At 68.7% G+C, this 11,368-nt stretch carries 8 protein-coding genes; 6 read left to right on the plus strand and 2 right to left on the minus strand.

Features of this window, described 5'->3' with window-relative positions; genetic code table 11:
- Positions 1-142: 142 nt before the first annotated feature.
- The 6 genes from ACFLIT_RS14080 (at position 143) to ACFLIT_RS14105 (ending at position 8,635) form a co-directional block, all read left to right on the plus strand.
- A complete protein-coding gene (locus ACFLIT_RS14080) occupies positions 143-1,507 on the plus strand; it encodes a glycosyltransferase (RefSeq protein WP_479911883.1) in 1,365 nt (454 codons plus the stop codon).
- Positions 1,508-1,568: 61 nt separating this feature from the next.
- Positions 1,569-3,221 carry a capsular polysaccharide export protein, LipB/KpsS family gene (locus ACFLIT_RS14085; RefSeq protein ID WP_479912223.1) on the plus strand — a complete coding sequence of 551 codons (1,653 nt, stop codon included), beginning with the start codon at positions 1,569-1,571 and terminating at the stop codon, positions 3,219-3,221.
- On the plus strand, positions 3,218-4,327 hold the full coding sequence (locus ACFLIT_RS14090) for a hypothetical protein (RefSeq protein WP_479911884.1): 1,110 nt from the start codon (positions 3,218-3,220) through the stop codon (positions 4,325-4,327). Before ACFLIT_RS14085 ends, ACFLIT_RS14090 begins: the two co-directional genes overlap by 4 nt.
- Complete coding sequence (locus ACFLIT_RS14095; RefSeq protein ID WP_479911885.1) at positions 4,320-5,639, plus strand: hypothetical protein; 1,320 nt, start codon at positions 4,320-4,322, stop codon at positions 5,637-5,639. The genes ACFLIT_RS14090 and ACFLIT_RS14095 overlap by 8 nt, the downstream gene beginning before the upstream one ends.
- On the plus strand, positions 5,629-6,900 hold the full coding sequence (locus ACFLIT_RS14100; RefSeq protein WP_479911886.1) for a hypothetical protein: 1,272 nt from the start codon (positions 5,629-5,631) through the stop codon (positions 6,898-6,900). The genes ACFLIT_RS14095 and ACFLIT_RS14100 overlap by 11 nt, the downstream gene beginning before the upstream one ends.
- A 7-nt stretch (positions 6,901-6,907) precedes the next feature.
- Positions 6,908-8,635 (plus strand): tetratricopeptide repeat protein, encoded by a 1,728-nt coding sequence (locus ACFLIT_RS14105; RefSeq protein WP_479911887.1) that lies wholly within the window; start codon positions 6,908-6,910, stop codon positions 8,633-8,635.
- Between the two features lie 28 nt (positions 8,636-8,663).
- On the opposite strand, the gene ACFLIT_RS14110 is transcribed toward ACFLIT_RS14105, so the two are convergent.
- Positions 8,664-9,389 carry a class I SAM-dependent methyltransferase gene (locus ACFLIT_RS14110; RefSeq protein WP_479911888.1) on the minus strand — a complete coding sequence of 242 codons (726 nt, stop codon included), beginning with the start codon at positions 9,387-9,389 and terminating at the stop codon, positions 8,664-8,666.
- Between the two features lie 72 nt (positions 9,390-9,461).
- The gene (locus ACFLIT_RS14115; RefSeq protein ID WP_479911889.1) at positions 9,462-11,204 is read right to left on the minus strand and encodes a hypothetical protein; all 1,743 of its coding nucleotides are present in this window, start codon (positions 11,202-11,204) and stop codon (positions 9,462-9,464) included.
- Between the last annotated feature and the right edge of the window lie 164 nt (positions 11,205-11,368).

Here is an 11,368-nt window from a genome sequence, read left to right on the forward strand (position 1 = left end):
ACCCGACGCTCTTCCCATCTCGCGCGGGGGGGGCGCGCCCCGGGGGGGGCGTTTCCGCCGCTGCCGCGCCCCGCCCCCCCCCCCCCGGGGGGGGGGGGGGGGGCGGCGCGCCCCCCCCCCCCCCCGCCGCCCTGGAGGCCGCATGAGCGGCGAGACCCCCGCGGCCCGTCCGCTGCAGGTGGTCTGGGCCTACGACCGCGAGCACCTGCACCACCCCTTCATTCTGATGGGGCTGAAGAGCCTGATGGCCGCAGGGCACAATGTAGCGGTGGTCTCGGAGGATCACGATCCCAACGCGCCCTACGCCTGCTATCCGGCGTTCTCGTTCGGTCGCCGCCAGGCCAATTTCTACACTCTGGTGCACCACAAGCGCGGGCTTCTCGAGAAGCAGGCGATTCATCAGGACCAGCAGTATCGCAAGATGAAGCGCAAGCTGTCGGGCAAGGTGATCCTCAGCCAGCTGCCCAAGCGCATCAAGCTTCACCTGACCGGCCAATGGCACAAGGCGCAGTGGGCGCGGATCATGGCCCAGCGCGTGGTGATGAAGGCCTTCGGCCACCTGCGGCAGGACACGGTCGACACCTGGACGGCCTATCTGAACGGCTTTAAATGGCTGATGCGCCTGCCGGCCGACGTGATCGTCGCCAGCCGGCCCGAGGCGGCGGTCTGGGCCTGCCTGGCCGCCAAGCTGCGCGGCAAGCGGTTCGTCTATTTCCCCTTCGAGCTCTATGGCGAGCAGATTGTCAGGGGATCGCCCCTGACCCTGTTCCTCGAACGCCTGATCCTGAAGCGCGGCATTGACGCCATGCTGACGCAGAACGACTGCCGGGCCGAGGTCTATGTGAACGAGCGCGGCGCCCGGGCGCAGCCGCTGATCGTTCACAACTACAAGACCGCCTTTCCCGAGGAGCGCGGCGGCCGGCTGCGCAGCGAGTACGGCATCGGGTCGGACAAGAAGATCGTGCTCTACGAGGGCATGCTGATCGGCGGGCGCTGGCTGGAGGTGCTGGCCCAGGCGATCCACCACCTGCCCGAGGACGTGGTCATGGTGTTCATGGGCCGCCAGAAGATGAAGTGGCTGACCACCGCCGCGAAGGATCTCGAAGGTCCGCTGGCCACGGGCCGGTTCATCATCGCCAAGCCGGCCTCGCACGACGATCTGCCGGACTATGTGGCCGACGCCGACGCCGGCGTGATCATCTACGACGACGCCGTGCGGAATAACTACTTCTGTGAACCCGGAAAGCTGACCGACTACATCTCGGTCGGGGTGCCCGTGGTGGCTCCGAATTTTCCGACCATCGGCCCGGTCGTGCGCGAACGCGACATCGGCCTGTGCTTCGACGGCCATTCGCCGGAGGCGATCGCCGCCACCCTGCGGGCGGTGCTCGGGCGACCGAAAGCGGAGTGGAAGCCGGCGCTTGTGCGCGCTTGCGGCGAGTTGACTTGGGAAAGTCAGGCGCCCAATTTGCTAGCCGCCGTGGCCGGGGGCAACGGCAGGGTCTAGTCATTGTGAGCCTGAAGTCGCGCGGCTCCGCCCGATCCGCGCCGGGAGCCTATTGTTGAGCGTGTTCAAAACCCTGCTGAAGGACGTCCTGGACGCCGCAAAGCGGCTTGGGGGGGGGCGTCCGCCCGCCCGCCCGCTGCGAATCTGCATCGCCACCACCATGGGCGGCTATGACCACGCCAGCGTGCTGGACCGCGTACTGGCCCAGGCCCTGACCGTGCGCGGGGCCGAGGTCGAGCTCCTGCTCTGCGACAAGGCCGTGCCGTCCTGCCAGATGATCAAGATCGGGCCGAAGCGCGCCTTCCCGGAGCAGCTCGTCAACGGCGACCCGCTGCCCTATTGCGACTGGTGCGTCGAACGCGGCCAGCGGGTGATGCAGGAGGCCGGCGTTCCGATCCGCCTGATGGGCGACTACCTGACGCCCGAGGACAAGGAATGGGCGGCCCGTACCTCGGAGACGATCGACGCCGAGGCGATCCCGACCTTCACCATCGACGGCCTGCCGGTGGGCGACCACGCCAAAGCCGGGGCCCTGCGCTATTTTGCGCGCGGCGACCTGGAGGCCGAGGCTCTCGGTGTGCCTGTGCTGCGCCGCTATCTGCAAGGCGGCCTGCTGACCATCCGCTCGATCCGCCGCCTGATCGAGACCCATAAGTACGACATCGTGGTGGTGAACCACGGCATCTACATTCCGCAGGGCATGATCGCCGAGGTCAGCCGCAGGTGCGGCGCGCGGATGGTGACCTACAACCCGGCCTACCGGAAGCACAGTTTCGTGTTCTCGCACAACGAGAGCTATCACTTCACTATGCTCGACGAGCCGACCAAGCACTGGACCGGCCTGCCGATGACCGAGCGCCTGCGTGAGGACGTGCTCGGCTATCTGATGAGCCGCCGCACCGGCGCCAACGACTGGATCTGGTTCCACGACGTGCCCAAGGAGGACGTCGGTCCGGTGCTGACCGAGCTGGGCGCGGATTCCGCTAAGCCTTACGTCCTGGCTCTGACCAGCGTCGTCTGGGACGCCCAGCTGCACTACAAGTCCGTCGCCTTCCCCAACATGATGGACTGGCTGAAGCGCACCATCGCCTATTGGGAGACGCGCAAGGACGATCTGCAGCTGGTGATCCGCATCCACCCGGCGGAGGTGCGCGGGGCGGTGCCGTCGCGCCAGCTCTGCGCCGAGGAGATCGCCAAGGCCTTCCCGGTGCTGCCGAAGAACGTCTTCGTCATCACCCCGGACAACCAGGCCTCGACCTACGCGCTGGGCGACCACGCCAACGCGGCGATCATCTTCAACACCAAGACCGGCGTGGAAATGGCGGCGACCGGCGTGCCGGTGATCGTGGCGGGCGAAGCCTGGGTGCGCGGCAAGGGCTTCGCCACCGACGTCTCCAGCCCCGACGACTACTACCGCATCCTCGACGGCCTGCCGCAGGGCCACTTGGTGACACCGGAGAAGAAGGCCCTGGCCGAGAAGTACGCCTACCACTTCTTCTTCCGCCGCATGATCCCGCTGCCCTTCATCCAGTTGCAGGAGAGCGGCCACTTCAAGTCGACCATCACCGCTAAGGAGGAGCTGGTGCCGGGCCTTTGGCCGGGCCTCGACACCATCTGCGACGGCATTCTCAAGGCCACGCCGTTCATCTATCCCGCCGAAACGCTCGACGATCCCTTCCCCGGCGAGCGGTCCGCCGCCAAGGAAGTCGCATGAACGCGCCCGTAAAACCCGTTCGGCGGGTGCTGCACGTCCTCGGCGACAAGACCTGGAAGCCCGAGTACCGCTTTCTCGGCTCGACCAAGGACATCCTGGGGCGGCGCGACTATTTCGCCGACCGCGGCATCGAGTGCGTGGAGCTGTCGGTCAAGGGCCGCCACGACCACATCTGCCTCGAGAAGCTGCAGCAGATGGACCTGTCGGGGATCGACGCGGTGTTCATGGAGCACCCGCGCTATCCGAACTCCCTGGCCTGGCTGAAGGCCAACCACCCGCATATCGTGCGCATCATTCGCGGCCACAACGCCGAACTGATCCACCAGCTGCACACCGCCTACGCCTATGTGAACTCGGGCCTGGCCGGCTGGCGCTGGCGGCTCAAGCGCACGCGCATGACCCTGAAGAACGTGCGCGACCGGTTCAGCTTCGACCGCCACTGCGCCAAGCACGCCGACTATGTGATGGCCATCGCCGATTGGGAGGCCGCCCACTACTGGCCCAGGATCGCCGACCGGTCGAAGGTGCTGATGGCGCCCTACTTCCTGCCCAAGGACTATGCGGTCGAGGCCGTGCCGGCCGAGGAGAAGGCGCATCGCTGCATCTGCTCGATGTCCGCCGACTGGAGCCCCCTGGCGCACGACGCCGCCAAGGTGCTGGTCCGGCTGGTCGAGGCGGCGCCGGCGGGCGGGCTTGCGCCGTGGGACTTCCTGGTCACCGGCGACATCGGCAAGCACAGCAACGACTACAAGCTCTTGGCCAAGAGCGGCCGGGTGGTCATCGCCGGCAAGCTGGACAGCCCCTTCGAGGTGATGACCCATTCGCGAGTGCTGGCGCACCTGTCGAACCTCGGCATGGGCTTCAAGACCAAGTTGCTCGACTTCGTCACCACCGGCGGCTGGGTGCTGATGCCGCGCAAGCTGTTCATCCGGCAGCCGCCGGAGGTCCAGCCGTTCTGCATCGTCGTCGATCCGCTGACGCCGGAAGGGCTGATCGCCGCCCTCACCAAGGCCGACCAGGCCTGGCCGGACGCCAGCGGGGTGAACGAGGCCCTGCGCCTGCGCGCCTACGCTGGTCTCGACAAGGCGTTCGGGCACCTTGGCTAGGGTTCGGGCCTTGGCGCTGGTCGAGCACGTCGACCGTGAGCTCGACCTGGTCAGCCTCCTGAAGGCTCGACTTGAGGACGAGCACGGCGTCGAGCTGCGGATCGCAAACTTCTACGCCGACGCGCCGCTGCTTCTGTCGGGGCCGGGGCCCGACCTCGTGCTGACGCCGTTCTTCTACTCCACGGAAGACGTGGTAATGCGCGACTATGTCGCCGCCTGGCCGGACGCGCGGTTCGTCAACCTCGCGTGGGAGCAGCTGTTCTATCCGAGCCACGAGGCGATCAAGGCGCCGCGCGACGCCTTCACGCGGGAGCGGGTGCTGCACCTCGCCTGGAGCCGGGCCTTCGTCCACTACCTCCGCGACCGCGGGGTGGCGGAGGACGCCGTCCGCCTGGTCGGCCACGGCCTCTATCGCCTCTACGGCCCGCCTTACCGCGACTATTTCCCGAGCCGCGCGGCCCTGGCCGCCGAGCATGGCCTGGACGCCGCCAAACCCTGGGTGTTTGTGCCCGAGAACTATCGCTGGGCGTTCTTCGGCGACACCAAGCTGCGCAAGCTGGCGCGCCGCGGCCTGACCGAGGCCGACCTCTTCGCCATGCGCGACTATTGCCGCCGCTCCCTGGCCGCGTTGCTGCGCTGGAGCGACGCCCTGGGCGGCCGAGGCGGGGTCGAGGTGGTCTTCCGCCCGCGTCCCGCCACCAGCGTCGCGGAGCTGACGGGCTTCGCGCGCGAGGCCCTTGGCGATGGAGCGGCGGCCTTCAGGTTGATCAAGGCGGGCACGGCGCGCGAGTGGACCCTGGCCGCCGACATCGTGGCCTCGTCCTATTCGACGGTGCTGATCGAGGCGGCCATCGCCGGCAAGGCGATCCTCAAGGTCGACGCCGAGGCGATCCCGGAGGGGCTTCGGTACGACTGGTGCGACCTCGTCCCCAGCGCCGCCGACGAAGCCGCCTTCGTCGCCGCCTGCTCGGCGCGGGACCCGCGAAGCGGCGAGGCGCTGCGCGACTGGGCCGAGGCCCTGTTCTTCCCCGCCGGAGACCCCGTCGACGGGCTGGTTCGCCTGGTCGCCGAGGCCGCCGCCGGCCTGCGGCCCGGCGGCCGGCGCGCGACGCCCCCGCGCCTCCCCCTGCCGCTGCGCCTGCGCGCCCTTGCCAGCGGCCCCGCCGCGCGGCACGCCCTCCTCGCCGCCCGTGACCCGGCCTATTTCTACAACCTGGAGACCCACGAGAAGGACCTCTTCCCGCAGTCCGAGGCGCGCCGTCGCGAACAGGCCTGGCGCAGGCTGCTCAAAGGCGCCGGCCGTGCCCAGTAGGTCGATCTTCCTGCCCGCCTTCGAGCGCGGCCTCGCCGCGCCATTCGTGATCAGCCCCGATCCGACCGCGGAGGCCGAGGCTGCGGCCCTCCTGCCGCGCCTGCTGTCGCCGCCTGCAGACGAGGAGTTCTTCGCGACGCCGCGCGTCATCCAGCGGCTCATTCCGGACCTTACACCGGAAACCGTCCCGGCCTTGCTGCGCGGCCTGCGGCTCATCAGCCGCAAGAAGGCCGACAAGGCCGCCATAGACGCCGTCCTGGCCTTCCTGCAGGGCGGAGGCGTCGGGCAGTTCCCCGCGCTCGACCCGGCGCGTCAGGAGACCCGCCTTTCGCTCGCCCTGGCTCTCGAACGTTTCGGGCGTTTCCATGAGGTTCTCAGGATCGTCGGCCAACTCGCCACCGAGAACCAGCGGGACGGCGCCTACCGCAGCACCCTGGCGCGCCTCGTCAGCGCCGAGACGGTGCGCGCGACGGGATTCACGCTCGCTCCCCCGGGGGGCGGGCCAAAGGTCTTTGACGTCTTTCCGTTCAACAACGAATTCCACCTGCTCGACCTGAAGCTCGCCGAGGAGGCGTCCTTCGTCGACACCTTCGTCCTCGTCGAGGCGACGCGCACGTTCACGGGGGCCTCGAAGCCGCTGCGCTTCGCGGAAAGGGCGCGGGCTTACGCCCATTGGGGCGATTGGCTGCGGCATGTGGTCGTCGATAGCTTCCCCGACTGGATCGAGGGGGCCTGGAGCCGGGAGTTCCACCGGCGGGACCAGGGCCTGCGGGCTCTCACCGGGCGCGTAGCGCCGGCCGACATCGTACTGATCACCTATACGGACGAACTGATCCTGCCTTCGGCGGTCGGAAACCTTGGCGAGGTTCCGGCCAAGCTGCACGGCTGGCTTTCGCGCTACTTCCTGAACTACCGTCAATGTTCCGAGCGGCGGGGGCTGATGTCGGCCTGGCGCGGAGCCCACCTGCCCGTCTACGGGCTCAGCTACGCGCGTAGCGTGCTGCCGTTCTCAAAGCTTGCGGAGCGGCGCCGGCATGTCGCCTGGCATTTCACCAACGTCGCCGAGCCCCACGACCTCGCCGACAAGATGCGCGCCTCCTCGCACGAGGAATACGCCCACTTCGGGGCCGACTATTGTGCGCCGCTGCTAGCGCGCATCCGGTTGGGCGAGCGCGATCCGGATTGGGAACGGATTCCCGTCGAGGCCTTGCCGCCCTATGTGGCCGAGCATCGCGAACGTTTCGCCGACCTGCTGATCTAGCCGCCCGATGCGTAGCACCCATCCCTTCCTTCGCGAGTTCGACGACGCCGAGGCGATCGAGGCCACGGCCGCGCTGGCACCGCCGACGGGGGCGGCGGGGTGGAAGCACGATCTGCGCCTCTCCGAGGCCAGGAGCGCCTGGGCGCTCAGAGACATGCGTCGCCTCGCCGCCGTCTTGCCGCTGCTGGGCGGGCCGGAAGCCCTCGCCCCGACCACTGCGGCGCGCGGCGGGGTCGCCCTGTTCGCCCTGCACAGGTTCGCCGAGGCGCTTCCTTATCTCGAACGTGCCCAGCGTGACGACCCGAGGCCGGACCGGGCTCTGACGCTCGCCCGGGCGCGAGCGGCCGCCGGCCATATCGACGAGGCCCTGGCCGGCCTCGACCAGGTCCCGGAAGGCGACTTCGCCTCGCTTCTGCGCGAGGCCCTGCAGCGGATCGTCACCCTGCGCGGGGCCGGCGACGTCGCCTCCGGGGTCGAGCTCGCCGAACGCCTGTTCGGCCTTGGCCAGTCACAGGCCTGTCTGGAGATCTTGACCGCCACGCTCGCGCGCCCGGGCGCAGGCGATCGCTTGGACGAGATCTGCACCCTGGGGGCCCTGGCCATGGTTCGCGTCGAGCTTGGGGCGTCGCGCACCTTCGTCGCCGCCGCCGCCGAAGCGCTCGGCGCGCCCGAGGGGGCCTTCGTCGCGGCCTCCGCGGCCGGCGGCGGCGGACGCCCCGGCCCCGAGATCGGCTGGCCGGCCGGATTGGTGGCGGCGCGTTCCGCGCGGCTGGAGGGGTACCTGGCTCACGCCGTGGAGATTCTCGACGTCCTGGCGTCGCGCCATCTGAAGAACAGCGCCGTGCGGGATGCCCTCGCCCAGAGCGTGGGCGAGCTGGCCCTGGCGGAACGGCCGGTGGTGTTCGGCCCGCCGCGCGCCGACGGCCGGCCGCGCGTCATCGACATGTTTCCCTTCAGCAGCGAGTTCTCGATGCTGGAGATCAAGCTCAACGAGATGGCGCCCTGGGTTGATCTCTTCGTCGCCGTCGAGGCCCGGTTCACCTATACCGGCCAGCCCAAGCCGCTGCACCTGTCGCAGGCTCTCGCCGAAGGGCGCTTCGCGGCGGTTCGCGACAAGATTCGGGTCATCGTCGTCGAGGGCTGCCCCAATGATGTCGCCTCGCCCTGGACGCGGGAGTTTCATCAGCGCGATGTCGTCTTCCCGCAGGTCGCGTCGCTGGTCGCCCCTGAGGACATCGTCCTGCTCACCGACGCCGACGAGATCGTGCGGGACGACGTCCCTGGCCGGCTGCTGAACGAGGTGACCGGTCTAAGGCTTGAGACTTCCCGCTACTTCCTCAACCTGCGTCCGGTCCGCGGCGACCGACGCCGTGCGCCGCTGGCCGCCGCCGCCTGCCGCGCGCGCGTGCTCGCCCGCCACGGCTGGAGCCACGTGCGCTTCACCCTGGCCCGTCAATCGCGGCTGGCGGGCGCCTTGCCCGACGCCGGCTGGCATTTCAGTTCCATCTCGGATGCGCGCGGCCTGGCGGAGAAGATCCTCACCTACTCGCACCAGGAGCTCGCCAGGCGTGACGAGGCCTTCTTCGAGCGGCGGCTGACGAATCTCAGGTTGGGTGCCATAAGCCAGGACTGGGAGCGGGTCGAGATCGACGACAGCTTCCCGGCCTATGTCCGTTGCCATGTCGAGGAGTTGGCCGAGGTGATCCTGCCCGTGCCGGACAAGCCGGAGCCGTGACTTCGGGGCGCTTCGCCGCCGCCGGATCTCAGGCCGCCTTGCGGAAGGCCAGGAAGATGAAGGTGTAGTCGCGGTCGGTACGCTCCCAACGGACGGCCTTTTCCTGTGTCTCGTAGGAGACGGGCTCGCAGAGCTCCAGCCCCGCCGCGGCGCACATCTCGATGAAGCGGGTCAGTTCGACGGGCTCGATGATCTTCATGTCGCCGGCCTCTTCGCCGTAGGGGAAGATGCCCTTGCAGTCGATGTACTCGCTCCAATAGTCGGTGGAGACCACCAGCAGACCGCCCGGGCGCAGCACCCGGGCCATCTCCGTGGCGAAGGCCTGCAGCGGCACGTTGTGTTCGATCACCGAGACGCAGGTGACCGCCTGGAAGAAATTGTCCGGGTAGTCAGTCTGGGTGAGGTCCTGCTTGGAGACCTTGATGCCGAGGTCGGCGTAGGCCGGCTTCACGGCGCTGCCCTTCAGGTCGCAGGCGTAGAGATTGCGGTAGCCGAGGTGGTGCAGCCAGCGCGGCACGACCACGCGGACGCCGGAGCCCGCGTCGAGCACGGGACCTTCCAGGTCGCCCTGCGAAACCACGTAGGACACGCACTTGAAGGTGTCCCAGTCCTTCTGGGTGTCGTGGTGCCCGGGGACGCCCAGGGCGTGAACGAGGGCGGTCGCCGCGTCGCTCTCCTGGCGACTCTGCAGCGGGCGGCTGTCCTTGAGATGGAACAGGTAGTCGATGACGGCGCGGGCCGTGGTCGGTTCCATGGACAAGAGGCTCCTGGAAAAGGAAAGGGCGCAGCTAACACGGCGGTTGCGCTGCGCCAAGGCGCGGAAAGATCAGAGGATGAGGTCCGACAAGGCTTCGGCGTTGTCGCGGATGAAGGCGGGAAAGCTTTCATCCAGCGGCACGCGCTCCCAGCCCTCATCGTCTTTGCCGCCCCGGATGCTGCTGATCCGCCGCTCGATCACGGCGTCTTTGCGCGACGAGGCATATTTGGCTTCTTGGTGCGCGTAGCTGCGGTACTTGCGGGCGATAGCTGCTGGCTCGGCGACTGAGGTGAAGTGCCAACCGCTGTCCGGGATGAGGGGGGCTTCCTTGCGCAGGCGCGCGAGGACGAAGCGCAGGTAGCTGGCACCGAAAATCCGCAGCAGCCGGGCCCGGCAGACGGCTCCGGTGCGTCCCACCCGCATGCGGTTGTTCACCGTCGGCCGGTAGTTGAAGAAGTAGCGGTAGGTGTTCATCTCCAGCCGCGCCAGATCGCCTTGGAAGCCGTCCAGCGCCTTGCGGTCGATGATTTCGTCGACGTCGGTCAGCAGCACCAGGTCGTCATCGGACCAGTCGTCCCCCAGACCGGCGATGGCGTAGTCCCGCTGATAGAAGTCCCGGGCCCAGGCGTGGTCGACGCCCGCGGGGAAGGTGTCGACCACCACATGCGTCAGCTTGTGGGCGTAGTCGGCGAACTCGGCCTTGCGCGCCTCGAAGGCCAGCGGCTTGGGCAGGCCGGTGAAGGTCTGCCGCGCCTCGACCAGGATGAAACGATCGACCCAGCTCATTTCCTCGAGGTGAGCGCGCAGCAGCACGAACTCGTCGTTGAACGGGAAGAGGTTGACGATTCGCGGCGATCCCCGCCGCTTCGGCGTCAGCGGGACCCGGCGCAGCACCTCGGCCCCGGCGCAGTAGGCGATGGCGTGGCGCAACTCGATCGAGTCGTGGTCGCCGGTCAGGGCGTCGGCCTCGGCCAGGCCGCGGGTGGCGTCGCCGGCCGCCTCGAAGGCCATTGCGTTCCACAGGCGCAGCCGCCAGTCCGAGTGGCTGGGCAGCTCCAGCGGCGTCACCGTTTCCCCCGCCTTCAGACGCGCATTGATCCGCAGGGCGCGGGTCAGGTCCGTCTCCCCGGACCCGGCCTCCCACCGCGCGATCAGGCGGTTCGCCGCCGCTGGCGCGATTTCGAGGGCGCGTTCGATGAAGACGTAGGCCTGGTCCGCCTGGTCACGGGTCGGAGCAGGAGCGCCTTGGCTGAACAGCTCCGCGACCTCACGACCCGCGGACGTGCTGCGCAGCGCCGTGGCGTCGGCCATGGCCGCGGCCGCAATCGACCAATCGGGAGCGGTCGCAAGCAGGGCGGTCAGGCGCTGCAGACGTTTGACCTCGGCCTTGCGTTCGATCGCGGGCGCGAATTCGGGGTCCAGGTCGAGGGCGGCGTTGAACTCGATTTTCGCGGTCTGCAGGTCGCCGTCGGCGGCGAACATCCGGCCTCGGTGATAGAGCGGCCGAGCGGCGTCGCGCTGGGCCACCCCAGGCTGCGAGAGCACGTCGAGCGCTTCGGCCGCGCGGCCGTCGGCGAGCAGGGCCCGCGCCATCAAGAGGCCCCAGTCGCCGGCCAGCACTCCGCGTTCCTGGCGGACGGAGCCCGCGGCCACAACGCGAGGCGTGTCGAAGAACCGCCAGGCCGCGGCGGCTTCAGCCTCGAAGGCGGAAGGATTCTCGTCGAACAGGCGGCGCAGGCGCTTGCGTTCCGGCAGGAAGGCTTCCCAGCGCACGGCGTCGATGGCGTCGAGGTGGCCGGCGGGATCGAACATCGAGACTGGAATCCTTGCAGGCCGGTAAGCTCGCGGAGCGCTTACACAAGACCCCCGCCCTTGTCAGCGCCCGGTTTGCTGACGCGCGTCTCCCGGGGTTCCGATTTTTTAAGCGCCGGATGTTTCCTATGGCTCAGTTCGCCTATTCGGACGCTGCGAACACG

Source organism: Caulobacter sp. HJHS_5, from assembly GCF_056683955.1.